Source organism: Stenotrophomonas rhizophila, from assembly GCF_003651185.1.
GTDB lineage: Bacteria > Pseudomonadota > Gammaproteobacteria > Xanthomonadales > Xanthomonadaceae > Stenotrophomonas > Stenotrophomonas maltophilia_Z.
In genome coordinates, this window is the sequence record NZ_RCDC01000009.1 from 43611 (window position 1) to 68525 (window position 24915).

The 24915-nt window shown below is 66.8% G+C and carries 21 protein-coding genes; 17 read left to right on the forward strand and 4 right to left on the reverse strand.

Annotation, left to right across the window (positions count from 1 at the left end; translation table 11 throughout):
• Nucleotides 1-478 precede the first annotated feature (478 nt).
• Nucleotides 479-838, forward strand: coding sequence for a DUF1428 domain-containing protein (locus BCL79_RS18920; protein ID WP_121044145.1), 360 nt, complete (start codon nucleotides 479-481; stop codon nucleotides 836-838).
• A gap of 147 nt (nucleotides 839-985) precedes the next feature.
• The gene (locus tag BCL79_RS18925; RefSeq protein WP_259462218.1) at nucleotides 986-3424 is read left to right on the forward strand and encodes a S9 family peptidase; all 2439 of its coding nucleotides are present in this window, start codon (nucleotides 986-988) and stop codon (nucleotides 3422-3424) included.
• A 15-nt stretch (nucleotides 3425-3439) separates the two neighbouring features.
• Here BCL79_RS18925 and BCL79_RS20350 read toward each other — a convergent pair whose 3' ends face one another.
• The gene (locus BCL79_RS20350) at nucleotides 3440-4144 is read right to left on the reverse strand and encodes a hypothetical protein (protein ID WP_183073833.1); all 705 of its coding nucleotides are present in this window, start codon (nucleotides 4142-4144) and stop codon (nucleotides 3440-3442) included.
• A gap of 260 nt (nucleotides 4145-4404) precedes the next feature.
• Complete coding sequence (locus BCL79_RS18940) at nucleotides 4405-5424, reverse strand: histone (RefSeq protein WP_121044155.1); 1020 nt, start codon at nucleotides 5422-5424, stop codon at nucleotides 4405-4407.
• 556 nt (nucleotides 5425-5980) lie between these two features.
• Between BCL79_RS18940 and BCL79_RS18945 the strand changes: the two genes are divergently transcribed.
• From BCL79_RS18945 to BCL79_RS18990, 10 genes are all read left to right on the forward strand, one after another.
• Nucleotides 5981-7408, forward strand: a complete 1428-nt coding sequence (locus BCL79_RS18945; protein WP_121044158.1) for a Do family serine endopeptidase — start codon at nucleotides 5981-5983, stop codon at nucleotides 7406-7408.
• 111 nt (nucleotides 7409-7519) lie between these two features.
• On the forward strand, nucleotides 7520-7885 hold the full coding sequence (locus tag BCL79_RS18950; protein ID WP_121044161.1) for a hypothetical protein: 366 nt from the start codon (nucleotides 7520-7522) through the stop codon (nucleotides 7883-7885).
• An 8-nt stretch (nucleotides 7886-7893) separates the two neighbouring features.
• Nucleotides 7894-8394 carry a phage holin family protein gene (locus BCL79_RS18955; RefSeq protein WP_183073834.1) on the forward strand — a complete coding sequence of 167 codons (501 nt, stop codon included), beginning with the start codon at nucleotides 7894-7896 and terminating at the stop codon, nucleotides 8392-8394.
• Nucleotides 8391-8864: a protein sip-5 gene (locus BCL79_RS18960; protein ID WP_121044164.1), complete on the forward strand. Its 474-nt coding sequence runs from the start codon at nucleotides 8391-8393 to the stop codon at nucleotides 8862-8864. The genes BCL79_RS18955 and BCL79_RS18960 overlap by 4 nt, the downstream gene beginning before the upstream one ends.
• A gap of 136 nt (nucleotides 8865-9000) precedes the next feature.
• On the forward strand, nucleotides 9001-10092 hold the full coding sequence (locus BCL79_RS18965; RefSeq protein WP_121044167.1) for an AI-2E family transporter: 1092 nt from the start codon (nucleotides 9001-9003) through the stop codon (nucleotides 10090-10092).
• Nucleotides 10093-10177: 85 nt separating this feature from the next.
• Nucleotides 10178-10654, forward strand: a complete 477-nt coding sequence (locus BCL79_RS18970; protein WP_121044170.1) for a hypothetical protein — start codon at nucleotides 10178-10180, stop codon at nucleotides 10652-10654.
• Nucleotides 10655-10718: 64 nt separating this feature from the next.
• Nucleotides 10719-11429 (forward strand): HAD family hydrolase, encoded by a 711-nt coding sequence (locus tag BCL79_RS18975; protein ID WP_121044173.1) that lies wholly within the window; start codon nucleotides 10719-10721, stop codon nucleotides 11427-11429.
• Between the two features lie 28 nt (nucleotides 11430-11457).
• Entirely contained in the window at nucleotides 11458-12825 is a 1368-nt protein-coding gene (locus tag BCL79_RS18980; protein WP_121044176.1) for a leucyl aminopeptidase family protein, read from the forward strand.
• A gap of 166 nt (nucleotides 12826-12991) precedes the next feature.
• Nucleotides 12992-14104, forward strand: coding sequence for a catalase family peroxidase (locus tag BCL79_RS18985; RefSeq protein ID WP_121044180.1), 1113 nt, complete (start codon nucleotides 12992-12994; stop codon nucleotides 14102-14104).
• Entirely contained in the window at nucleotides 14101-14661 is a 561-nt protein-coding gene (locus BCL79_RS18990; protein WP_121044183.1) for a cytochrome b, read from the forward strand. The genes BCL79_RS18985 and BCL79_RS18990 overlap by 4 nt, the downstream gene beginning before the upstream one ends.
• Before the next feature lie 37 nt (nucleotides 14662-14698).
• Here BCL79_RS18990 and BCL79_RS18995 read toward each other — a convergent pair whose 3' ends face one another.
• Nucleotides 14699-15301, reverse strand: coding sequence for a response regulator transcription factor (locus BCL79_RS18995; protein ID WP_046274363.1), 603 nt, complete (start codon nucleotides 15299-15301; stop codon nucleotides 14699-14701).
• Nucleotides 15298-16533, reverse strand: a complete 1236-nt coding sequence (locus BCL79_RS19000; RefSeq protein ID WP_121044186.1) for a sensor histidine kinase — start codon at nucleotides 16531-16533, stop codon at nucleotides 15298-15300. Before BCL79_RS19000 ends, BCL79_RS18995 begins: the two co-directional genes overlap by 4 nt.
• A gap of 408 nt (nucleotides 16534-16941) precedes the next feature.
• On the opposite strand from BCL79_RS19000, the gene BCL79_RS19010 reads away from it, so the two are divergent.
• From BCL79_RS19010 to BCL79_RS19030, 5 genes are all read left to right on the forward strand, one after another.
• Nucleotides 16942-18177, forward strand: coding sequence for an efflux RND transporter periplasmic adaptor subunit (locus BCL79_RS19010; protein ID WP_121044189.1), 1236 nt, complete (start codon nucleotides 16942-16944; stop codon nucleotides 18175-18177).
• Nucleotides 18178-18343: 166 nt separating this feature from the next.
• Nucleotides 18344-19033, forward strand: coding sequence for an ABC transporter ATP-binding protein (locus BCL79_RS19015; protein ID WP_121044192.1), 690 nt, complete (start codon nucleotides 18344-18346; stop codon nucleotides 19031-19033).
• A gap of 14 nt (nucleotides 19034-19047) precedes the next feature.
• Complete coding sequence (locus BCL79_RS19020) at nucleotides 19048-20208, forward strand: ABC transporter permease (protein WP_121044195.1); 1161 nt, start codon at nucleotides 19048-19050, stop codon at nucleotides 20206-20208.
• Nucleotides 20209-20218: 10 nt separating this feature from the next.
• Complete coding sequence (locus BCL79_RS19025) at nucleotides 20219-21529, forward strand: ABC transporter permease (protein ID WP_121044514.1); 1311 nt, start codon at nucleotides 20219-20221, stop codon at nucleotides 21527-21529.
• 431 nt (nucleotides 21530-21960) lie between these two features.
• Nucleotides 21961-24783: a TonB-dependent receptor plug domain-containing protein gene (locus BCL79_RS19030; RefSeq protein WP_121044198.1), complete on the forward strand. Its 2823-nt coding sequence runs from the start codon at nucleotides 21961-21963 to the stop codon at nucleotides 24781-24783.
• Nucleotides 24784-24915 lie beyond the last annotated feature (132 nt).

Here is a 24915-nt window from a genome sequence, read left to right on the forward strand (position 1 = left end):
GTCCTGCGCGGCGATCACGCGGGTAACTGAAAAGGGGCGGGGCGAAGGCCACGCGCGGGAACCGCGCGGGGAAAGGACTCTGGTCACGACGGTGCCCTTTCGGGGCGTCACGCGCTGGGGAAGCCGCTCTTGGGGAGTTATCGGCTAACGCGTCCATCCTCCTGGATGCACCGAGGTCCGTGCCGTGGGGCGTTGGACCGCAGGGCGCCGTGGGGCGTCCTGCCCGGCAAGGCCATCATGTGCTGAATGCGTCAGCTGGCCTATCAGGATGTTCCGCACCATGACTCAGAGTTTTCTGACGTTTGTCCCGAAGGCCGCCGAAATTGGCGGATTGGATGCTGAATTTGTTCACTTCGTGACCGTCCTGGACAGATTCACCGCCCGCAACGGCCACCGCGCGCACTGTCGATGTTCCATCCCCCGGTTCGTCGTATGTCATGAAGGCGCCCATCCCGGCGCGTCATCTGGAGCTTTTGCCATGGCCTATATCGATGGTTTTGTACTTGCCGTGCCGACCGCGAACAAAGCGAAATTCCTGGAACACGCGCAGATGGGCGATGCGATCTGCATCGAGCATGGTGCGCTGCGCGTGGTGGAGTGCTGGGGCGACGATGTCCCGCACGGCAAGCAGACCGACTTCCATCGCGCGGTAGCGGCCAAGGATGATGAGGCCGTGTTGTTCTCCTGGATCGAATGGCCGGACAAGGCCACGCGCGATGCCGGCATGCAGAAGATGATGGAGGACCCGCGGATGAACCCGGAGAACAATCCGATGCCGTTCGACGGTAAGCGGATGATCTACGGCGGCTTCGTGCCGGTGGTGGAACTCAAGAGCTGAGCGGGGCCAGGAAGGGCATACCCGCTGCGGCAGCGCCGCTTGAGTGCGCGCTGGAGCACCGGCATGCTCGGGGCTCCAGGCTGACAGGAGCACGCGCCATGAGGACGATGCTGCCTGCCGGGCGACCGTCATCAGGGAGCGAGACGCATGGCCGCAGCACGTTCGGGAATGTTTCACTGTCTGCTCGTTCTGGGGCTGGCGGTCACCGCGACCGCCAGCCCGCCGGCCAAGGCCGAGGCACCGGGCCTGATGCAGTACCAGCGCGCCGAACGTGTGCTCGACCAGCGGCTGCGCGGCAAGGTCCGCAATGCTACCGTCGCGCCACACTGGCTGGAGGACGGTCGCTTCTGGTATGCCCGCCAGGAGGACGATGGCCGCACCCGCTACCTGCTGGTCGATCCGGCGGCCTCCACGCGCACGGCGCTGTTTGACCAAAACGTCATGCAGGCGGCACTGCAGGCTGCCGGGGTCGCCGATCCAGGCGCGGTGATGCAGCAGGTGGACCGCGTCGCCCGCAGCGGCGATGGATTGCGGATCACGCTGCGCGTGGACGCAAGGCAGGTCGTGGCCTGCACGCTGCCGCTGCCGTGTGCGCTGCAAACCTCAGCGGTCGCCGATCCCCGCGACCTGCCTGCGCCGGACGGTCGGCACAGCGTGCGGGTGGGGCAGGACAACCTGTGGCTGCGGCGTGGTGCCGACGGTGAACGACGGGCGCTCACCGTGGATGGCGAGCCCTCGTACGGCTATGGGGTACTGCCCGATTTTGCATTGCGCGGCATTCCGCGACGGGAAGGCCGGATGCAGATGCCGCCGTTCGCGGTCACCTGGTCACCGGACAGCCAGCGCCTATTCGGCGCGCGCTACGACGAACGCAAGGTCCTGCCCTATCCCTACCTGGCGACTGCGCCGACCACCGGGTTCCGCCCGGTCGTGCATGAAGTACGCCTGGGCCTGCTGGGCGACGCCGAGCAGGTCCGCGATGCATGGTTCGTCACCGAAGTGGTCGGCGGCACACGCAGCATCGCCGTTCCCGAGGGCTGGCACACGTTGACCGAGGCCGGCGTGCTGGGCTGGTCGGCCGATGCCGCCAAGGTCTATACGGCGATCGTGCGCTATGACCACCCCGCGCGGCTGCGTCTGGTCGAGGTGGATGTCCGCACCGGCGGCGTGCGTACCGTACGGGAAGAGCGCAGCGATACCCGTGCGCAGCTCAACAGCTATCCCTACAACCGGCCGGCGGTGCACGTTCTGCAGCGCGACGATGGCATCGTCTGGTTCTCGCAGCGCGATGGCTGGGGCCATCTGTACCTGGTCGATCGCCGCGATGGACGTGTCGTCCGTCAGCTGACCACGGGCGCATGGCTGGTGCGCGATGTGGTCGGCGTCGATGAGGTGCGTCGCCAGGTGCTGTTCACCGCCGGCGGGCGCGAGCCGGGGGATCCGTACCAACGACGCCTGTACCGCGTGTCGCTGGACGGTGGCGCGCCGGTCCTGCTGACACCGGAAGCAGCTGATCACGCGATCGATGGCGGAACCGGCGTGCTCATGGGCGGGCGGCCCTCCCACCTGCTGTCGCCCTCGGCGGCGTACGTGGTCGATGGCTACTCGCGGGTGGACCAGGCGCCGGTCAGCGTGCTGCGCTCAACGGGCGATGGCCGGGTCGTGCTGGAACTGGAGCGCGGCGACGACCGCGCCGTGCGCGCCGCCGGCTGGACGCCACCGCAGCGGGTGAGTGTCCTGGCCGCCGATGGACGCACCCAACTGCAGGCCACGGTCTATCTGCCGCCTGGCTACCGCGAGGATGGACGGCATCCGGTCATCGATGCCATGTACGGCGGACCGCACATCACCAATACCCCGGTGGGCTTCGTCGACGCCACCGCGACGATGAACCCCGTCGCGCGCTCCAGCCTGGCCCAGCTCGGCTTCGTGGTGGTGAGCATCGATGCGCGTGGCACACCCGGACGTTCCAAGGCTTTCCACGATGCCAGCTTCCTGAGCGCGGCGGATCTGCAGCTGGACGATCACGTCGCGGCGATCCGCCAGCTGGCCAGACGTTATCCGGGCATGGACCTGACGCGGGTCGGCATCTATGGGCATTCCTTCGGCGGCTACAGTGCGGCGCGTGCCCTGCTGCGCCATCCGGCGTTCTACAAGGTCGGGGTGGCTTCGGCCGGCAGCCACAGCTTCCAGGGCATGTACGGCGGCGCGATCCACGGCATGGACCGCCTGGTCGGCGGCCAGCCGGTCTATGCAGACGGCACCGCCGTGCGCCCAGCACCGGATGCAGTGCCAGCGCTGTTCCAGCCACTGGCCAACGATGCACTGGCCGATCGCCTGCAGGGTCGGCTGATGCTGGTCTACGGCGACCTGGATGAGAACGCGATGCCGGCGTTGACCCTGCAGTTGGCGCGCGCCCTCACGCTGGCCAACAAGGACTACGACCTGCTCTACCTGCCCAACCAGGACCACGAACTGTTCCGCAACGACGATTACTACATGCGCCGGATGTGGGATTACTTCGTCACCCATCTGATGGGTGCGACGCCGCCGCCCTACCGGATCGGGGCGGCCGCCTCGCCGTGAGCGGATGCGGGCCGCTCAGCGATGAGCGTCGGCAGTATCGTCCGCTCCACCTCCCATGCCAGCACCGCCCATTCCGCCCATACCACCACCGCCTCCACCGCCCATCCCTCCGCCGCCTTTGCCGCCTTTGCCGCCGCCCTTGTCACCCGCATCGCCCTTGCCCTTCGCACCGGCCGAGGGCCGTGCGGGACCCTGGCGCGGGATGGTGACCGTGGTTGGAATCGGATCCAGGTCCAGCGCCTGACGGATGAAGTCACGCAGCGACACCACCAGCTCGGCCGTGGGAACGAGGCGACCCTGGGCCATCTCGTTGGCGGCGTGGGCGGCCAGGCGCACCTGCTCGTCGGTGCCCAGCAGGACGATGTCCGACAGGGCCGCTTCCACCGCATCACGGATCCGCCGCGCACGCTCGCCACCGTTCTCGGCCTCCGCCGGCAGGTGCAGCGCATCGCCGTCTTCGCTGCCGTCGGGCAGCGCGCGGAAATCCCGGCGATGGCGTGGATCGACATCGAGCGTGCCGGTGAATGAGCCGCCAAGGACCTTGTAAGCGGCGATCAGCGTACGCAGACGCTCGTTGATCTGACGATTCTCGCGCTCGCGACGCTGCTGCATGGTCTGCATGACCAGGAGCCGGATGCCGACGCCGATCAACGTAATAATCGCCAACCCGACCAGGGTGGAGAGCATGGCCTGCCAGGAGCTGAAGTCGAGACCGCGCATTGCATCTTCCCGTGAACGTGTGCCGGTCAGGTTAGCAACAGACGCAGGGAGGCACCGTCAAGCATGCTCCGGCTGGGCGCAGGAGCCGAGGGAAGCGGAACAGTGGGGGCATGATCCGGGAGCCTGATCGCACAGTGACGCGATGCGCTCGACCGGGGATGCCGAAATGACCCGGGACGGGCAAATGACCGGGGACGGGGACAGGCCGTTCCCACCATGCCGCTCCCGCCCTCAGGCAGGAGCAGCACGTTACAACTTACTTACTTGCGCGCGCGCTTGGCCGGCGCCTTGCGGGCAACCGGCTTGGCGGCAGCACGCTTGGCCGGGGCGGCCTTGCGAGCCGAAGCCTTCTTCGCCGGGGCCTTCTTGGCCACAGCCTTCTTGGCGGTAGCGACCTTCTTGCCGACGGTCTTCTTGGCGGCCGCGGTCTTCTTGGTCACGGCCTTCTTGGCGGTGGCGACCTTCTTGCCAACCGACTTGCGGGCGACGGCGGTCTTCTTGCCGGCCACCTTCTTGGCGGTCGCGGTCTTCTTGGTCACCGCCTTCTTGGCGGTCGCCGACTTCTTGACCACAGCCTTCTTGGCGGTGGCGACCTTCTTGCCGACGGTCTTCTTGGCAACGGCGGTCTTCTTGCCGGCCACCTTCTTGGCCGCTGCGGTCTTCTTGGTCACGGCCTTCTTGGCGGTCGCCGACTTCCTGGCAACAGCGGTCTTGGCAGCGGCGACCTTCTTGCCGACGGTCTTCTTGGCGGCAGCGGTCTTCTTGGTCACGGCCTTCTTGGCGGTCGCGGTCTTCTTGGCGACAGCCTTCTTGGCGGTGGCAACCTTCTTGGTCACGGTCTTCTTGGCAGCAGCCGCCTTCTTGGTCACGGCCTTCTTGGCGGTCGTGGCCTTCTTGCCGGCAGCCTTGGTGGTCTTGGTCACGGCCTTTTCAGCGGCGGCCTTCTTCTTGGCGACCTGCTTCTTGATGGCAGTGGCTTCGGCCTTGGCGTTCTTCTTGGCCGCTTCCAGCTTCTGCTTGGCGGTGGCCAGGGTCTTGCCGACCGACTTGGCCGCCTTGTCAGCCTTCTTGGCGACGGTCTTCTCGACCTTGGTCACGGCCTTCTTGACCTTGGCGACCTGGGTAGTGGCAGCCTTGCGGGCGCGCTTGGCGGTCTTCTTGACCGAAGCGACGGCATCTTCCGCAACGTGTGCGATGGTCTCGCCGACGTTGGTGGCGGTTTCTTTTGCATCTTCGACGGTCTGCGAGAGAACCGTGGTCACACCATTACCGTTGCTCATTGAGTGCCTCCTGAGGGGCCTGGTTAGTCAAATCGCTGGCGATGCTATACCGGCGCGGTCCATCGTGGAACGGTCTTGATGCGATGCTCGTGCCACGCCGACAGTAGCACCCCCATCGTCGGCAGCAAGCAACGCACCAACCACTTGCACGAAACCCCTTGAAAACAGCATCGGCGCTCCAGCGCGTGGCGCACGCGATGTGTCTCGATGCGCATGTCGGCTGCATTCAATGAGCCCATGATTGATCGTCGCACTTGATCCATTCCCTGCCCTCGCACCCGGCATTTGCGCTGGTTTCGATGACGCGGATGCGCCCTGCGGGTGCATGACCCGGGTGCGCCTGGACGTTGCCAGGCACACCACACCGCCCTCCTTCGCACCTCGCCACCGGCCCATATCGGCCCCGCCATCCGTGCCCAGGCAACATCACCGCAAGGCCGACGACGCGGCGAATTTCATCCAAGGTTTAGCCGATTGCGGACACACTCATTCAGGTTGAATTACCGTATACGTGTTTTCCCTGCCCCCGTCCCCTCCGACACGGAACCGCCGGACCATGCGACCGCTCCCGACCCTGCTCACGCTCGCCCTCGCCGCTGCCTTCGGCGGGTTCACCGCCACGGCCATCAACGCGCACCTGGACAACCGTGCCGAAGCGGCGCCGGCCGCGTACACGATTCCGACCACGGCCGCGCTGCCCGCAGCGATCGCCGGCCAGGCGGTGCCCTCGCTGGCGCCGATGCTGGAGCGGGTGATGCCGGCAGTCGTCAGCGTCAACACCAAGCAGGTGGTGCGCGTGCGCAACCCCTATTTCAACGACCCGTTCTTCCGCCGGCTGTTCCCGGAAGTGCCGCAGGAACGCATCAACGAATCACTGGGCTCGGGCGTCATCATCGATGCCGCCGAGGGCCTGGTGCTGACCAACCATCACGTCATCGACAACGCCGACGACGTGCAGGTGACCCTGGCCGACGGGCGCACGGTGAAGGCTGAATTCATCGGCTCCGATGCCGATACCGATGTCGCGTTGATCCGCATTCCGACCGGCAACCTGACCGAGATCAAGCTCGGCGACAGCGCCCAGCTGCGCGTGGGCGACTTCGTGGTGGCGATCGGCAATCCCTTCGGTTTCAGCCAGACGGTCACCTCCGGCATCGTCTCTGCGGTGGGCCGCAGCGGCATCCGCGGGCTGGGCTACCAGAACTTCATCCAGACCGATGCCTCGATCAACCCGGGCAATTCCGGCGGTGCGCTGGTCAACCTGCAGGGGCAACTGGTCGGCATCAATACCGCCAGTTTCAATCCGCAGGGCAGCATGGCCGGCAACATCGGCCTGGGCCTGGCGATCCCCTCCAACCTGGCGCGCGATGTGGTCGACCAGCTGGTCAAACACGGCGTGGTGGTGCGTGGCACGCTCGGCATCGAGGCGCAGAACCTGACCCAGCAGATCGCGCAGGGCCTGGGGCTGACCGAGACGCGGGGGGCGCTGGTGACCCGCGTGCTGGCCGGGTCCAGTGCCGCGGCCGCCGGACTCAAGCCGGGCGATGTGGTGGTGTCGGCCAACGGCCAGCGCGTGGACAGTGCCCAGGCGCTGCACAACGTGGAAGGCCTGCAACCGGTCGGCAGCACGCTGACCCTGGACGTGCGCCGTGAGGGCAAGCCGCTGCAGATCAAGGCCACGCTGAAAGAACAGGCACGCGCGGTCACCGGCGAGTCGCTCGATCCGCGCTTGGGCGGGGCCACCTTCGTCGATCTGCCCGAGTCGCTGCGCCAGGCCGGTGTCAGCGGGGTGTTGGTCAGTGACGTCAAACGCGGCAGCCGCGCGGCAGCCTCCGGGCTTGCGCAGGGCGACGTGATCACCGCGGCAACGGCAGGTGAGTTTGCCGACCTCGCCAGCTGGCGCGCCAACTTCCAGCAGCGCCCGGCGCAGCTGGTGCTCAGGATCATCCGGGGAAATGGCGGCGGCCAGCTGGTGATGCGCTGAACGCGGCGTCAGCCGTAACGTCGCTTACACCCGGCCGATGCTATTACCTTGTGTTCGTTGCCGTCGGATCGTCCGCGGTCACCTTCCCCATCGCATAGCAGGAGATACACGATGAGCCCCACCAATACCGAGAACCTGAAGGAACACCTGGGCGAAGCCGGCTCGCACCTGAAGTCGGCGGCCACCGCTGCCGGCGGTGCGATCAAGGGCGCCACCGGCGCTGCCGGTGATGAGCTGCGCCTCGGCAAGGCCAACGTCAAGGCCGAGCTGTCCGATACCGCGCTGTCCGGTCTGGCCGCGGCCGAGTTCGGTGGTGCCGCTGCCAAGGAACAGGTCGATGCACTGATGGACAAGGGCAAGGACCTGGTCGACAGCGCCGCCGAACTGATCCGTGAGCGTCCGCTGGCCTCCTTCGGCGTCGCCTTCGCCGCCGGCTGGATCATCGCCAAGCTGGCCCGCAGCGGCGGCGACAAGTAAGCAGCGGCGTGAGCGATCAAGCCCAGTCGCCCGCCACCGGTGGCGCGGATACCCCGCCACCGGACAGCGGTGAAAAAGCACCCCGCCTGGACGAGAGCATCCGCCAGGTGGGTGAGGCCGGTCGCGAGACGGTGGATTCGGCCAAGCACACGCTGCGCTCCCTGCGACGGTTGGCCTCGGCCGACTTCGCATTGGCGCGCAGCGCGTTTGGCCGGGCACTGGCCTGGGCCGGCGTGGCGATCGTATTCGGCGCGTCGGCCTGGTTGTTGCTGGCCGGTACGCTGATCGCCCTGATGCAGCGATGGGGCCTGTCCTGGTTCCATTCGCTGCTGATCACGTCGATCGTCAGCCTGCTCGTCACCGGTTACGCGATGTGGCGGGTCTCGTTCTTCTTCCGCCATACCGGCATGCATGCCACCCGCCGCCAGTTGTCGCGGCTGGGCCTGTACGACGAACCGAGCGATGAAGATCCCGATGCCGACGTGGATACCACGGGGGTGAAGCGATGAACTTCGAAGCCTTGCGGCAACGCGTCCAGCGTGCCGAGCTGGTGGTGGCGGTGCGGGTCGAAAAAACCCGCAGCAGCTGGTCCACCCTCAGCACCGTCTGGCGTACCGGATGGACACCGCTGCGCATCATCACCGTCGGTCTCGCCGGCGGCTTCCTGGCCGGCAAGCTGGAGCCGACCGGGCTCGGCGCGAAAGTGCAGGGCGCGCGTTGGCTGCAGATGATCGGCTCGGTCTCCAATCTGGTGGCCAGTACCCAGGCCGCGTTCGCCTCGATGCAGGCCAGCGAAGCAGCTGACACCGCCGAGCAGGCGGCCGACAAGGTGGATGACGCCACCGATCAGGCGCCGCGTCAGGCGGCTCGGGCTCCGGCAGCAGCCGCGCCACGGCTCACTCCGGAACGGCGTGCCGATCCGGCCTCGCCGCATCAGCCGCAACCGGCGGAAGCCGCCACGGACCTGTCCGAACGCTGATCGCACCGCGCTCGGACGCACTATCCAAACGCCCTGCGATACCCGTCGCGGGGCCTTTCTTCGTCTGCACGCCCCCCACACGCCATGCGCACCCGGCTTGCCCAATAATGACGCTCCTTTCCAGTGTGCGACCTGCATGAGCGTTCCGGTATCCCCTTCCGCTGAAGCCGCTGTCGCACCTTCCCCGCCCCGGCCACGCGCGCCGATGTCGCTGGTGATCCTGGCCACCCTGGCGGTGGCCTTTACCCTGTGGGCGGCGCAGGACGTGGTGCTGCCGATCCTGCTGGCGATGTTCTTCGCGCTGGTCGGCAACCCGATCCTGCGGGTGCTGCAGAAGATCTGGATCCCCCGTTTCCTCGGTGCGGTGCTGGTGCTTGGCGTGGGCCTGAGCGGCGCTGCCGCACTGGGCGTGCAGTTGGTGGGCCCGGCGATGGAGTGGGCCCAGGAGGCACCGCAGCAGCTGCGCAAGGTCGCCCGCCAGGTACAGAACCTGACCAAGCCGGTGCAGCAGGCTAACCAGGCCGCCGAGAACTTCGCGCGGGTGGCCGGTGGCGAAGGCAGCCGCCGGGTGCAGATCGTGCGCACCCAGATGGATGATCCGTACAAGGTCCTGACGCGTGCACCACGGTTGGCTGCTTCGGTGCTGGCGGTGGTGCTGTTGACCCTGTTCTTCATGATTTACGGGCAGAGCCTGCAGAAGCACGCCATCGCCCTGTTCCCCAGCCGCCAGCAGCAACGGTTCACGACGGACATCCTCCGTTCGATCGAACGCGAGGTGTCCCGCTATGTGCTGACCATCACCGTGATCAACACGCTGGTCGGCCTGGTGTTCGCCGGCATCCTGCTGCTGCTCGGCATCTCGCTGCAGGAGGCGCTGCTGTGGGGCACCGTGGCGGCGCTGCTGAACTTCGCGCCGTATGTGGGACCGCTGATCGGCGTGGCGCTGATGCTGCTGATGGGCTTCGTGGAGTTCAGCGATCCGTTCCAGGCGCTGCTGCCGGCCGCGTGCTATCTCGCCCTGCATACCGTCGAAGGCCAGGTGGTGACGCCGATCGTGCTCGGCCGCCGGATGGCGATCTCACCGCTGATCCTGATCCTGGCGCTGATGGTGTTCGGCTGGCTGTGGGGCATGATCGGCCTGCTTCTGGCGGTGCCGCTGCTGGTCTGCATCAAGCTGGTGCTGGCGCGGCTGGATGGCACCCAGGGCTGGGCCAAGCTGCTGGAATAAGCGGTTCAGGGCAAGGATACGGCTGGCCGCGCGATCCCCGGTGCTGCCAGAATACCGGCACCTTTTCGGATGGATCCCGGCCCTGATGTCTTCCCTCGCTGCCCGTTGCCTCGCCCTCGCCGGCCTTGTCACCCTTGCTGCCCCGACGTTGGCCGGTCCCCCACCCAGCGCCGAGGTGGCCAGCCGCCAGCTGATCGAGGCGGTCACCTGCAAGCGTCACCTGACGCCTGCGCAGTTCGCCGCGCTGGCAAAGGTGCTCAAGCCGACCGAGCTGCAGGCGTACGGCGAACTGTCCGATGGCGAGTATGCGCTGACCACGCCATTGCTCGTGCTGGGCCAGCCGGTGAACCGCCTGCACCTGTACGACGGCGCCAGCGGCGAGGACAGCATCGACAGCTATACCGCCTACTTCAGCACGGCCGGTATCGACCAGATCGCAGCGCTGGCGAAGATTCCGCGCAATGAAGCCGGCGACTACACGCTGGAAGTGGGCCGCCACGACCTGAGCGTGCGGCAGGACGAGGGCCAGGCATCCATCGCCTGCTCCTACGACCTGCGCTGAAGCACCTCACCTCGGCGCCTGCGCGCGCCATGAAAGCCCGCGCGCGCAGGCGTAGAATGGCGGGGTGAATTTCCCAGTCCAAGCCATCACCCTCGACCTCGACGACACCTTGTGGCCGTTCGCCCCCATCGGCGCCCGCATCGACCAGGTGTTGTACGAGTGGATGCTCCAGCACAGCCCCGCCACCGCCGCGATGTATCCGGTGGCGGCGATGCGCGAACTGCGCGAGCGCTCCTTCCATGACAACCCGCACCTGCACTACGACCTGAGCGCGCTGCGCCGGTTGACGCTGAGCGAGGCGCTGGACAAAAGCGGCGCCGATCCGGCGCTGCTGGAACCGGCCTACGAGGCGTTCTACGCCGCGCGCAACCAGGTGGAGTTCTACCCGGATGCGATGGACGCACTGGCCCGGATCGCCGCGCGCGTGCCGGTCGCCGCGCTCAGCAACGGCAATGCCGATCTGCAGCGGATTGGCGTGTCCCACCACTTCACCTTCCAGCTCGGCTCGCGCGAGCACGGTGCGGCCAAGCCGGCCGCCAGCATTTTCCACGCCGCCTGCGATCGCCTCGGCATCGCACCTGCCCAGGTATTGCACGTCGGCGACCACGCCGAGATGGACGTGGTCGGTGCGATGCAGGCCGGCCTGCGCGGCTGCTGGATCAACCGCGAAGAACACACCTGGACCCACCCTTCACTGCAGCCCGATCTGCAGTTCGACACCCTGACCGGGTTGGCCGACTGGCTGGATGCGAACGCATCCGCCCAGCACGCGTAAGCCGCCGCCCAAGGAGCACTCGAGTCCCATGTCCCAGATCAACGGTTTCACTTCCGAGACGCGCAACGCCCTGCCGCTGCACGTGATGACCCGCGAGCAGTACGCCGGCTGGCGTGCGCAGCAATCCGACGCGCTCGGCGCGTGGCTGGATGCGCAGCGGTTCAACGGCAGCGGTGGCAGCGTGGTGCTGCTGCCGGGCGAACACGGCCTGGCCGGCGCCATCGTCGGTGTGGGCGACCCGGGGGATGTCTACAGCTACGCGCATGCGCCGTTCGCGCTGCCCGAAGGCACCGTCTGGACGCTGGCGGATGCACTGGCACCGGAGATCGAGACCCTGCTGCAGCTCGGCTGGGGCCTGGGCAGCTACCGCTTCGCGCGGTATCGCAAACCGAACCGCGCGCCGGCCCAGCTGGCCGCCACGCCCTCGGCTGAAGTGCGCGACGTGATCGCCGCCAGCCTGCGCGTGCGCGACTGGGTCAACACCCCGACCGAAGACATGGGGCCGCAGCAGCTCGAAGACGCCGCGCGCGAGCTGGCCACCGCGCATGGTGCGCAGATCGAGGTGATCACCGGCGATGCGTTGCTGGAGCAGAACTTCCCGTCCATCCACGCGGTGGGCCGCGCCTCGCATCGCGCGCCGCGCCTGATCGTGCTGCGCTGGGGCAACCCGGGCCAGCCGCATGTGGCGCTGGTCGGCAAGGGCGTGTGCTTCGATACCGGCGGGCTGGACATCAAGCCGGGCGACGGCATGCGCAACATGAAAAAGGACATGGGCGGCGCCGCGCACGCACTGGGCCTGGCCGGCCTGATCATGGCCCAGCAGTTGCCGGTGCAGCTGACCCTGCTGATCCCGGCGGTGGAAAACGCGATCGGTCCGGATGCGTTCCGCCCGGGCGAAGTGATCGCCACCCGCAAGGGCCTGAGCATCGAGATCGACAACACGGACGCCGAAGGGCGCGTGATCCTCGCCGATGCACTGACCTATGCCAGCGAGCAGCAGCCGGAGATCGTGCTCGATTTCGCCACCCTGACCGGCGCGGCCCGCATCGCGCTCGGCCCGGATCTGCCGGCGCTCTTCAGCAACGACGACACCCTGGCCCAGCAGTGGCTGCAGGCCGGTGAATCGGTGCGCGATCCGGTCTGGCGCATGCCGCTGTGGCGCCCGTACCTGCGCTACCTGCACAGCAACATCGCGGATCTGGCCAATGCCGGTTCGCGCATGGCCGGCTCGGTCACCGCCGCGCTGTACCTGGAGCGGTTCATCGCGGAAGGCCAGACCTGGGCGCACCTGGATGTATACGCCTGGAACGACGGCGAACGCCCGGGCCGCCCGGCCGGTGGCGAGGCGCTGGCGCTGCGTTCGGCGTGGGCGATGCTGAAGATGCGGTACGCCTGAGGCTGCACCGGGTAGTACCCGGTACGCGCTGTTCCCACGATCCCCGCTCCGGCGGGGATCGTCGTTTCTGCAGAGTTGTCGAAAATGTGAATATCGGCCTGCGCCGGGTTCTGACACCATGCTCCTGTCGCCCACCCACACGCATCGTGAAGGCAGGAATCCGGACATGTCGCTCTTCGGCTATACCCGCGCTGGTCGCGAACCGGGCGCCCCACGCCCTCCCTCACCGTTGCTGTGGATCGCCCTGATCGCCCTGATCGCCGGCGGCCTGGTGCTGGCCTTTGCCTGGCTGGCCGGCTGGATCGGCCGCGACCGCGTCACCGCGCAGACCTTCACCGATGCCATCGAGGCGACCGGCCCCCCGCAGCCCGGCTTCCGCCGCGCGCATACCAAAGGTGTCTGCGTCAGCGGCGTGTTCCAGGGCACACCGGAGGGCGCGGCGCTGAGTTCGGCACGCGTGTTCCGCCAGCGCCAGGTACCGGTACTGGGCCGCCTCTCGATCGGCGGCGGTGACCCGCATGGCGCCGACAACAAGGCCCGCGTGCGCAGCATGGCGCTGCAGCTGGTCAGCGACGACGGCCAGGAATGGCGCATGGCAATGAACAGCTTCCCGTTCTTCGCGGTGCCCACTGCCGAGGCCTTCCTGGAACAGACCCGCGCCGGCATCCCGGACCCGGCCACCGGTAAACCAGACCCGGCAAAGATGGCCGCCGTGCTGGAGAAGTACCCCTCCGCGCGTGCCTTCCAGCAGTGGGCCAAGACTGCCCCGTGGTCGAACAGCTGGGCCAACACCACCTACAACGGCGTCAACAGTTTCCGCTTCACCGCCACCGATGGCAGCCACCGCTTCGTGCGCTGGAGCATGCGCCCGCAGGCGCCCTTCGAGGACATGACGCCGGAGCAGCGCGCGCAGTCCGACGATGATTTCCTCAGTGAGGAGTTCGCGCAGCGGCTGGCGCAGGGCCCGGTGCGCTGGGATATGTGGGTGACCCTCGCCAACGATGGCGACCCGGTCAATGATCCCTCGCAGGTCTGGCCGGAGGACCGCCGCCAGGTGAAGGCCGGCACACTTACCCTGAGCAGCATGCAGCCGCAGGCCACCGGCGCCTGCCGCGATCTCAATTACGATCCGCTGATCCTGCCCAGTGGTGTAGCGGGCACGGATGATCCCATCCTGGCCGCACGCTCGGCGGTGTATTCGCAATCGTTCAATCGCCGCGAGCGCGAAATCGCCAGCGGCAAAGCACCCGTTGCGACGGGCAAGGAAGGTGCGCGATGAACCGTGATGCCGGCCATTTCAATCTCCTCGCACGCGTCCTGCACTGGCTGATGGCGGCGATGATCCTGACCATGCTGTTCGTCGGTGTGACCATGGTCGCTTCGCTGCACTGGCGGCCGATGCTGATCGATCTGCATCGACCACTCGGCATCGCGATCCTGCTGCTGGTGCTGGTGCGCCTGTACAACCGCCTGCGGCATCGCCCACCGCCGCTGCCAGCCGATCTGCCCGCCTGGCAGGCCGCGGCCGCGCATGCCTCGCACTGGGTGCTGTACGGACTGATGCTGGCGATGCCGCTGGTCGGCTGGGGCATGCTCTCTGCCGGCGGCTACCCGATCGTGATGGGAGGAGGCGTCCACCTGCCGGCGATCCTGCCACACAACCCGGCGCTGTACGCCGCCCTGCGCAACGCACACAGCCTGCTCGCCTATGTGCTGTTCGCCACGGTGGTGATGCACCTGTCAGCGGCGCTGTTCCACCTGTGGGTGCGCCGCGATGGCGTGTTCCAGGCGATGGCGAAGGGGCCGGAGAAAGAGCGCAACGATGATGCCGGATAAATCAGGCTGCCTGGCATCCTGGTAGCCACCGACCGCGTTACAGCCAGCCTTTCTGCCGCGCCAGCCGATACGCTTCGATGCGGTTGGCGACGCCGAGCTTGCCGATGCACTCGGACAGGTAGTTGCGCACCGTGCCGTGCGAGAGGCCGAGCTGGGTGGCGATCTCGCTGGCCGAGCGGCCGTCGCCGGACAGGCGCAGCACCTGACGCTCGCGGTCGTTGAGTGGATCGGCCTGCGACCATGCATCCAATGCCAGCTGCGGGTCGATCGCGCGGCCGCCGTGCTGCACCTGGCGCAGCGCATCGGCCAGGCGCTCGGCCGGGGCGTCCTTGAGCAGGTAGCCGCAGACGCCGGCATCCAGCGCGCGGCGCAGGAAACCCGAACGCGCGAAGGTGGTGACGATCACCACCTTGATCGGCAGCCCCTGGCGGGCGATCCGCTGCGCCAGCTCCAGCCCGGACAGCCCAGGCATTTCGATGTCGGTGACCAGGATGTCCGGTTTGAGCTGCTGCAGCATCCGCCACGCGGCCTCGCCGTCGGCCGCACTGCCGAGCACCTCGATGTCCGGCTCCAGCCCGAGCAGCGCGGACAAGGCGCCACGCACCATCGCCTGGTCTTCGGCGAGCACGATGCGGATCATGATGCGCCCCCGGCAGGCAGCGACGGCGCGGTCGGCATCTCCACCGGCGCCACCACGGCGGTGGTCGCGGCCGGCAAGGTGACCCGCACCGTCACGCAGGTGCCCTCCCCTTTTGCCGACTGCACCGCCAGGGTGCCACGCAGTGCAGCGACGCGTTCGCGCATCCCGGTCAGCCCGTTCCCATCAACGTGGACGCCGCCGCGCCCGTCATCACGGATCTGCATCAACAGACTGCGCCCGTCCTGTTCGAAGGTGATCCACGCCTGCCGCGCCTGCGCATGGCGGGCGACATTCGTCACCGCCTCGCGCAGCACCAGCGACAGCGCACGCTCGGTATCGACCGGCATCGGCGGCGGCGGCGCGTAGTGCAGATGCACATGCTGGTACTCCAGCAGCAATCGGGCCGAAGCCAGTTCGGCGGCCAGATCGCTGGCGCGGATACCGGTCACCGCGCTGCGCACTTCGGCCAGCGCCTGCCGCGCGATCGTTTCAGCCTCGTCCACTTCGCGGCGCGAGCCCACCGGATCGCGGTCGGCCAGCTTGCGCGAGAGCTCCAGCTTCAAGGTGATCAAGGACAGCGTATGCCCCAGCAGATCGTGCAGATCGCGGCCGATGCGCTCGCGTTCGGCAGTCGCCGCCAGCCGGCGCACTTCATCCTGGGACAGCTGCAGCGCTGCATCCTGTTCATGGCTCGCGGTTTCGAAATTGACCACCAGGCTGATGATCATTGCCATGCTCGGGATCCAGATCAGCGCCTGCCACGGATAGTGGGCCAACAGACCCACCACCACGAACAACGCGTTCAAGCCCACCAGCTGCAGCAGATAGCGCCCGTAGCCACTGCGGCGCGAGACGCGCAGGGTGACACAGCCGAAAATGAAGTAGCTCACCGCCGAGGGGTACCACGCCAGCGGCACCAGCCCCAGCACCACCATCGACAGTGCATAGCGCGGTGCGTGGCAACGCGGTGCGAGCAGCACAGCGGCGTACAGGACCAGGAACACCGGGTAGGTCAGCAGGGTCAGCGCCGCCCAGCGCCACGTGTAACCACCGCCGAACAACGGCGTCAGGAACACCCACAGCGTCCACAGCAGGTGGATCGCATCGACCCACGGCGATCTGCCGCGCCGCAGGTTCTCGGCCACGGCCGAATCCGGCGCAGGGCGCAACAGGGAGGCGGGCCGACTGAAGGACACGGACGATTCCAGGGCAGAACGAACAGGCGCGATCATGCCACTTCAGCCGATCCGCCGCAGGCGGCGCCGTGCCAGCCCAAGCGCCATGACGGTAATGCAGAGCAGCACGGCCACATGCACCCAAGCACTGCCCTGCGCCGGCTGGCCGACCGCCGGCAATGCCAGCTGGGCCAGGTGCCAGGTCGGCCACAGCGGTGCCAGCGAAGGCAGGCCAGTGACGAGGCAGTGGATTCAGTCATGGCGGACTCCCGAAGAGGACAGCCACAGCTTCTGCCGCTGGCCGCGGCCGCCCCAGTGGCCGTCGTCAGCCCATGCGGGTGACAGCTGTCACTGCCGGCGCCGCAGGCTGCCGGGCATGCTGTGCACCACCCCGGCCACCGTGCCGGTTTGCCCCTCGGCCGCCGATGCGGTCACACTCGGCCCGATTCCCCGTCCAGACTCACGATGAACGCATCCGCTGAACTGCTCAAGGAACTCCGCATCGACCGCAAGGCCGGTTCGCCGCCCCCGTCGCCCTCGCGACGTGGCCGCTGGATCGTGCTGGCGATCGTCCTTCTCATTGTGCTGGCCGGCCTGGCCTGGTTCGTGCTCGGCCGCGAGCGCCCGATCGCTGTGACCACCGCGCCCGTGGTGGCGATCCAGCAGGGCGGCGCCAGCAGCTCGGTGCTCGACGCCAGCGGCTACGTGGTCGCCCGGCGCATGGCCACCGTCTCGGCCAAGATCACCGGCAAGGTCCGGGAGGTGATGATCGAGGAAGGCATGCGCGTGGAAGAGGGCCAGGTGATGGCCACACTCGACCCGATCGATGCCAACGCCCAGCGCAGCCTCTCCGCCTCGCAGCTTGAAGCCGCACGCAGCCAGTTGGCCGGGCTGCAGGCCCAGGTGGCCCAGGCCGACGCCGAAGCGGGCCGCCTGCAGGCACTGGTTGGCCAGCAGCTGGTCTCGCGCTCGCAGTACGACCTGGCCATCGCCCAGCGCGACAACCTCCGCGCCCAGCTCAGAACCGCCCAGCGCAACACCACCGTGGCCAGCGATTCGCTGGCGATCGCCGACCTCGGCGTGGACAACAACATCGTGCGCGCGCCGTTCTCCGGCGTGGTCACCGCCAAGGCTGCCCAGCCGGGCGAGATCGTCTCGCCGCTGTCGGCGGGCGGCGGCTTCACCCGCACCGGCATCGGCACCATCGTGGACATGGATTCGCTGGAGATCGAAGTCGAGGTCGGCGAATCCTTCATCGGCCGCGTGCAGCCGAAGATGCCGGTCGAAGCCACGCTCAATGCCTACCCGGACTGGAAAATTCCGGCCGAGGTGATCGCGATCATCCCCACCGCCGACCGCGGCAAGGCCACCGTGAAAGTGCGCGTGGCGCTGAAGACAAAGGACCCACGCATCGTTCCCGAGATGGGCGTGCGGGTCAGCTTCCTGGAGAGCGCCCAGCCTGCCGAAGCCGCCAAACCGCAGGGCGTGCGCGTCCCGGCCTCGGCGATCGTGGAGCGCGAGCAGAAGACGGTCGCCTTCGTGGTCAAGGATGACGCGCGGGTGGAACAGCGCGCGATCACCGTGGGCACCACGCTCAACAACGACCGCCAGGTCACCCGGGGCCTGAGCGCCGGCGAGGTCGTGGTGACCACACCACCGGCCGAGCTGCACGACGGCAGCAAGGTCACCGAAACCCCCTGACGGGTCAGCAGCTGCGTCACGCGAGCCACTCTCACGCTCGCGGCAAGTGCGATTCCCTCGTGCCGTCACGGCGCGCACGGTGGCGGCTGCCCGTCACTGTGGAACCCGGCGGCCCTCGCCCGGACGCGCCGGATGCCCTTTCTTCCCGATCCACGGAGAACCACCCATGTCCACCCTGGTTTCGCTCCGCAACATCACCAAGACCTACCAGCGCGGCCCCGAGAAAGTGCAGGTGCTGCACGGCATCGACCTGGACATCCAGGCCGGCGATTTCGTCGCGTTGATGGGCCCGTCCGGCTCGGGCAAGACGACCCTGCTGAATCTGATCGGTGGGTTGGATACGCCCACCGCCGGCGAGATCGAGATCGAAGGCGAGCGCATCGACCGCATGAGCGGCGGCCAGCTCTCGACCTGGCGCAGCCACCACGTCGGCTTCGTGTTCCAGTTCTACAACCTGATGCCGATGCTGACCGCCCAGAAGAACGTGGAGCTGCCACTGCTGCTCACGCACCTGAGCGCCGCGCAGCGCAAGCGCAACGCCGAGATCGCGCTGACCCTGGTCGGCCTGGCCGACCGCCGCAGCCACCGCCCGAATGAACTCTCCGGTGGCCAGCAGCAGCGCGTTGCGATCGCCCGTGCGATCGTTTCCGACCCGACCTTCCTGATCTGCGATGAGCCCACCGGTGACCTGGACCGCCAGTCCGCCGAGGAGATCCTGGGGCTGCTGCAGCAGCTCAACCGCGAACACGGCAAGACCATCATCATGGTCACCCATGATCCCAAGGCCGCCGAGTACGCCACCCACACGGTGCACCTGGACAAGGGCGAACTGGCCGACGCGCCAGCGGCCCACTGACGGAGGATGCGGCGATGAAATATTTCTCGCTGGTCTGGGCACAGCTGTTCCGCAGCAAGACCCGCACCCTGCTGACGTTGTTGTCGGTGGTGGCGGCTTTCCTGCTGTTCGGCATGCTCGATTCGGTCCGGGTAGCGTTCAACTCCGGCGGTGACACCATCGAAGGCGCCAAGCGGCTGGTGGTCTCCTCCAAGCTCTCGATCACCCAGAGCCTGCCCCTGCGGCTGCTGCGCGATATCGAAGCCACCCCGGGCGTGCGCAAGGTCAACTACGCGATGTGGTTCGGCGGCATCTACCAGGACCAGAAGAACTTCTTCCCGAGCTTCTCGGTCTCGGACAACTACATGGACCTGTACCCGGAGTTCGAGCTGCCGCCCGAGCAGGCCGAGGCATTCAAGAACACCCGCACCGGTGCACTGGTCGGTGAAGCCCTGGCCAAGCGCTTCGGCTGGAAGGTGGGTGACACCATTCCGATGCAGGCCACGATCTTCCCGCGCAAGGGCAGCAACGACTGGCCGCTGGAATTGAGCGGCATCTACCGGGCCAAGGACCGCAACAACGCCGGTGCGGAGAACCAGATGATGCTTCACTGGAGCTACTTCGATGAATCCAACGACTACATCAAGAACCAGGTCAGTTTCTACACCGTGCAACTGGAGAACCCTGCCCACGCCTCACGCGTGGCGCAGGCGATCGATGCGCTGTCGCTGAACTCCGACCATGAGACCAAGTCGCAGACCGAGGCTTCGTTCTCACAGGCCTTCGCCAAGCAGTTCGCCGATATCGGCCTGATCGTCACCGGGATCATGGCCGCGGTGTTCTTCACTCTGGTGCTGCTGACCGGCAACACCATGGCCCAGGCCGTGCGCGAGCGCATCCCGGAGCTGGCGATCCTCAAGACGCTGGGCTTCAAGGATGGCACCGTACTGGTGCTGGTGATGGTCGAGTCGGTGCTGCTGATCGCGCTCGGCGGGCTGATCGGCATGGGCCTGGCCTCGATCGTGATGCCGGTGATCAGCGCCAGCAGCCAGGGCATGATCAGTCTGCCCGGCGTGCCGGCGCAGACGTGGGTGGTGGCGCTGTGCCTGATGGCGGTGATCGGGATCGTGGTGGGCCTGCTGCCGGCATTGCGCGCGCAGCGGTTGAAGATCGTCGATGCACTGGCCGGGCGCTGAGGAGACCACCATGAAAACGCACTGGATGTGGAACGTATTGACCGTAGTGGCGCTGCTGGTCGCCCTGGTGGTGTGGATCGTGCTGCCGTGGTGGATGGTGCTGGCGATCGCCGTGCTGCTGGCCGCATGGCTGGTGCTTACCCGCAGTGGCCGCTTGTCGCTGGCGGCTGCACGGATCGGCATTGCCAGCCTGCCGCAGCGCTGGGGTGCCTCCTCGGTGATCGTGGTCGGCATCGCCGGCGTGGTCGGGGTGCTGGTGGCGATGCTGGCCATGGGCGATGGCTTCAAGGCCACCCTGGAGCGCAGCGGCAGCGATGACGTGGCGATCGTGCTGCGCGGCGGCTCGCAGGCGGAAACCAACTCGGTGATCATGCGCGACCAGGTCCCGCTGATCGAGAACCTGCCCGGTGTGGCCCGCGGCAGCGACGGCAAACCGCTGATCTCCGCCGAGCTGTCGCAGGTGATCAGCCTGCTCTCGCGCAGCGACCACAGCGATACCAACGTGCAGTTCCGCGGCGTCGGCGAGCAGGCATGGGCCGTGCGCGACAACGTGCGCATCATCGCGGGACGCAGGTTCAAGCCGGGCCTGCGCGAGATCGTGGTCGGCAAGGGCGCGCAGGCGCAGTTCGAGGGCCTGGAGATTGGCAAGACCCTGCAGCTGGGCAAGCAGGAATGGACGGTGGTGGGTGTGTTCGCCTCCAATGACGTGCATGAGTCGGAGCTGTGGTCGGACACGCAGACGTTGTCCACCACGTACAACCGCAGTGCGTATCAGTCGGTCAACGTGCGCACCGAAGGGGCGGCGGGCTTCAAGCAGTTCAAGGACGCCATGGAGGCCGACCCGCGCCTGAAGCTGGATGTGGAGACCACCCGCGACTACTACCGCAAGCAGTCCGGCGGCCTGAGCAAGCTGATCAGCATCCTGGGCACGGTGATCGGCGCGATCATGGCGATCGGCGCGGTGTTCGGTGCACTCAACACCATGTATGCGGCCGTGGCGACACGGGCGCGTGAGATCGCAACGATGCGGGCGATCGGTTTCCGCGGCGTGCCGGTGGTGACCGCAGTGATGCTGGAGACGATGCTGCTGGCCCTGCTCGGCGGCCTGCTCGGTGGGCTTGTGGCGTGGCTGGTGTTCAACAACTACACCGTCTCCACGCTGGGCAACAACTTCAGCCAGGTGGTGTTCCAGTTCCAGGTCTCGCCGCAGCTGCTGTGGACAGGCTTGAAGTGGGCGCTCGGCATCGGCCTGGTCGGCGGCCTGTTCCCGGCCCTGCGCGCAGCGCGGCTGCCGATCACCACGGCGTTGCGTGAGACCTGAGCGATACGTTTGAACAACGCGCCTGCGCGTGATCGCGCACGCGAAATAGCAACTTCGGAACCGCACTTGCAAGAGTGCGGTTCTTTTTTTGTGCCTGCGTGTTCACTGCACGTTTAGCTGTGGAGCGCGCAGCTGTACGCAGGCTGCGACGGCAGGTCGCATCCACTCAAGTTGCTTCGCACCCCGCCGCTATTGCTGCCTCGGCCCCACGCGAGGGTGCTGTTTGGTGTGCACCTCACGACGATGTGAAAAAGGTTTCGTCTGAATGCGTGGTTTTGTCAGCCACTGTTCATTTACAGCGCTTTTTACGCTTTCAAATGAAAGTAAAAAATTTGAAAAGTCATTAGACTCCCGCCCCCCACGTCGTGGTGTGTTGTTCCCCACGCCGCCCCAACGGGCGAATGTTTTTACAGAGAAAGAGAAACGCACGGATGTATTTGAAGACCAATCCGCTGCGCAACGCGATCGCCATCGCGCTTGTCGCCAGCTGCAGTGCCCCCGCCTTCGCACAGAGTGCCGATGACGGCACCACCAACCTGGATCGCATCGAGATCACCGGCTCGCGCATCCGCCAGGCCAGTGTCGAATCGGCCCAGCCGGTCGTCGCGCTGAACCGCGCCGAGATCGAGAAGAAGGGCTACGTCAACGTCGCCGACATCCTGCAGGACGTCACCGCCGCCGGCTCGCCGAGCATGAGCCGTGCCTCCTCGCTTGAATCGGGTCGCGACTTCGGCGGCATGTACGTGAGCCTGCGCAACCTGGGCCCGGAACGCAGCCTGGTGCTGATCGACGGCCGCCGCATGGGCGTCAGCGCCGGCGGTTACTCCGATCTGGCCTCGATCCCGTCCTCGATCGTGGAGCGCGTGGAAGTGCTGACCGACGGTGCCTCGGCCCTGTACGGCTCGGACGCCATCGCCGGCGTGGTCAACATCATCACCCGCAAGAACTTCGACGGTGCCGAAGTCAGCGCCTACGTCGGCCAGTACAGCGAAGGCGACGGCCAGAAGACCGCCTACAGCGCGACCTTCGGCAAGACCTTCGAGCGTGGCTGGGTCACGGTGGGCGGCGAGTACACCGACGAAGATCCGGTCCTGGGCGGCGCACGTGAGTTCACCGCGTACCCGAACGGCCCGCGCCACACCGGCGACGGCCTGAGCGGCGTCACGCCGTGGGGCTACGCGACCGTGGATGGCAAGAACCTCAGCGTGGGCCCGGGCGGCGATCCGACCCAGCTGGGCAATTTCAAGCCGGCGGACAAGGCCAACGACGCCAACACCAAGACCAACATGAGCCTGGTCACCGGGCTGCAGCGCAAGTCGGTGTTCGCCAACGGTGGCTTCTCGATCACCGATGACCTGCGCCTGGTCGCCGATGCGCTGTACAGCGAGCGCGAGTCCAGCAAGCAGCTGGCCGGCTACCCGTACCAGAGCACCGGTTCGCGTGCGCTGCTCTCCAAGGACAGCGCGTTCAACCCGTTCGGCCGCGACGTTGCCTTTGCGCACCGCACCGAAGAGCTGCCGCGCGGTACCGAGAACAACCTGACCACCAAGCGCGCCAGCCTGGGCCTGGAAGGCAGCTTCGAGACCGGTGCGCGGTACTGGGACTGGAACGTCAGCTACATGTACAACCGCAATGAAGGCGAGCGCATCGGCACGGGCAGCATGTACCAGCCGAACGTGAACCAGTCGGTCGGCCCGTCGTTCCTGGATGCCAACAACGTCGCCCATTGCGGCAGCGTCGGCAACGTGATCGCCGGCTGCACCCCGTGGAACCCGCTGGCCCCGATGGGCTATAACGGCCCGGGCTCGCTGAGCAACCAGGACGTGCAGGACTTCCTGTTCACCCGCTTCACCGACACGATGCAGAGCACCACCAAGGTGGCCAGCGCGAACATCTCCGGCTCGCTGTTCAGCCTGCCAGCCGGTGACATCCTGGGTGCACTGGGTGTGGAGCACCGCAGTGAAGAAGCCAGCTACTCGCCGGACCTGATGGTCCAGAAGGGCCTGATCGCCGGCACCACCGGCCAGCCGACCCAAGGCGATTACTCGCTCAACGAGGTCTACCTGGAACTGCAGGTCCCGCTGCTGGCCGACATGGCCTTCGCGCGTGAACTGTCGCTGGACATGGCCGGTCGCTATTCGGACTACAACAACTTCGGCTCGACCACGAACACCAAGTTCGGCCTGAAGTGGAAGCCGATCGACAGCCTGCTGGTGCGCGCCACCTACGGCACCGGCTTCCGTGCACCGACCGTGGAAGATCTGTACGGCGGCACCACCAGCACGCGCGATTCGTACACCGATCCGTGCGACACCAGCTTCGGCGCGGCCGCCAACAATCCGCAGGTCCTGGCGCGCTGCCTGGCCAACGGTGTCCCGGCCAACTTCCGCCAGCTCGCCGCTGACGGCACCGCCGCGACGGTACCGGGCCAGCAGGGTGGCACGGACTTCAGCTCGGGCTCCAACGCCGCACTGAAGCCGGAAACCGCCAAGACCTGGACCGTGGGCGTGGTCTACAGCCCGGAGTTCGTCTCGGGCCTGGACCTGAGCCTGGACTGGTGGAAGATCCGCATCAATGACGTGATCGTCGGTGAGTCGGCCACGGACATGCTCAACCAGTGCTACGTGCTGGGTGTGGATGCCGCATGCGACCGCTTCACCCGTGCCAAGTCGGGCCGCACCATCGGCCAGGTCAACGGTCTGGACCGCACGCTGTTGAACGCGGGCTATCAGGAAACGGCCGGCTATGACCTGTCGGTCCGTTACCGTCTGCCGGAGCTGGCGATCGGCAAGTTCGCGGTCTCCTGGAACACCACGTACGTGGATTACCTGGAGCGCAAGAACGACAACGTCGACACCACGCCGGTGCGTCAGTACACGGGCTGGGAAGGCAACTTCCGCGTGCGTTCGAACCTCAACCTGGACTATCAGTTCGGCAACTTCGGTCTGGGCTGGACGGCGCGTTACTACTCCAGCATGAAGGAGAACTGTGCGTACACGACGGAGTGCAGCAATCCGGGCTTCAGTTCGGCGTACACGGGCCGCCAGGGCATCAACAAGGTGGGTTCGAACACGTTCCACGATATCCAGGTGCGTTATGTGCTGCCGTGGAATGGCACGGTCTCGATGGGCGTGAACAATGTGTTCGACCATCAGGGCCCGATCATGTACAGCCAGCCGAACAGCAGCTTCACGTACTACGGTGGGTTCGATATCGGCCGCTACATGTACATGAAGTATCAGCAGCGTTTCTGATCGGGTTCGCCTGATCAACCTTTTCTGATCTGCGGCTTACTCTCTCCAAGCCGCTGAGTGGAAGTAAGACGGCGCCTTCGGGCGCCGTCTTTTTTTTGATCTTCGTTATTGGAGCAATGGCTCTTAGAGTGA

Coding starts and splice junctions, on each gene's coding strand:
- BCL79_RS18920 (WP_121044145.1), top strand. CDS start 479: ATGGCCTATATCGATGGTTTTGTACTTGCCGTGCCGACCGCGAACAAA.
- BCL79_RS18925 (WP_259462218.1), top strand. CDS start 986: ATGGCCGCAGCACGTTCGGGAATGTTTCACTGTCTGCTCGTTCTGGGG.
- BCL79_RS20350 (WP_183073833.1), bottom strand. CDS start 4,144: ATGCGCGGTCTCGACTTCAGCTCCTGGCAGGCCATGCTCTCCACCCTG.
- BCL79_RS18940 (WP_121044155.1), bottom strand. CDS start 5,424: ATGAGCAACGGTAATGGTGTGACCACGGTTCTCTCGCAGACCGTCGAA.
- BCL79_RS18945 (WP_121044158.1), top strand. CDS start 5,981: ATGCGACCGCTCCCGACCCTGCTCACGCTCGCCCTCGCCGCTGCCTTC.
- BCL79_RS18950 (WP_121044161.1), top strand. CDS start 7,520: ATGAGCCCCACCAATACCGAGAACCTGAAGGAACACCTGGGCGAAGCC.
- BCL79_RS18960 (WP_121044164.1), top strand. CDS start 8,391: ATGAACTTCGAAGCCTTGCGGCAACGCGTCCAGCGTGCCGAGCTGGTG.
- BCL79_RS18965 (WP_121044167.1), top strand. CDS start 9,001: ATGAGCGTTCCGGTATCCCCTTCCGCTGAAGCCGCTGTCGCACCTTCC.
- BCL79_RS18970 (WP_121044170.1), top strand. CDS start 10,178: ATGTCTTCCCTCGCTGCCCGTTGCCTCGCCCTCGCCGGCCTTGTCACC.
- BCL79_RS18980 (WP_121044176.1), top strand. CDS start 11,458: ATGTCCCAGATCAACGGTTTCACTTCCGAGACGCGCAACGCCCTGCCG.
- BCL79_RS18985 (WP_121044180.1), top strand. CDS start 12,992: ATGTCGCTCTTCGGCTATACCCGCGCTGGTCGCGAACCGGGCGCCCCA.
- BCL79_RS18990 (WP_121044183.1), top strand. CDS start 14,101: ATGAACCGTGATGCCGGCCATTTCAATCTCCTCGCACGCGTCCTGCAC.
- BCL79_RS18995 (WP_046274363.1), bottom strand. CDS start 15,301: ATGATCCGCATCGTGCTCGCCGAAGACCAGGCGATGGTGCGTGGCGCC.
- BCL79_RS19000 (WP_121044186.1), bottom strand. CDS start 16,533: ATGATCGCGCCTGTTCGTTCTGCCCTGGAATCGTCCGTGTCCTTCAGT.
- BCL79_RS19010 (WP_121044189.1), top strand. CDS start 16,942: ATGAACGCATCCGCTGAACTGCTCAAGGAACTCCGCATCGACCGCAAG.
- BCL79_RS19015 (WP_121044192.1), top strand. CDS start 18,344: ATGTCCACCCTGGTTTCGCTCCGCAACATCACCAAGACCTACCAGCGC.
- BCL79_RS19020 (WP_121044195.1), top strand. CDS start 19,048: ATGAAATATTTCTCGCTGGTCTGGGCACAGCTGTTCCGCAGCAAGACC.
- BCL79_RS19025 (WP_121044514.1), top strand. CDS start 20,219: ATGAAAACGCACTGGATGTGGAACGTATTGACCGTAGTGGCGCTGCTG.
- BCL79_RS19030 (WP_121044198.1), top strand. CDS start 21,961: ATGTATTTGAAGACCAATCCGCTGCGCAACGCGATCGCCATCGCGCTT.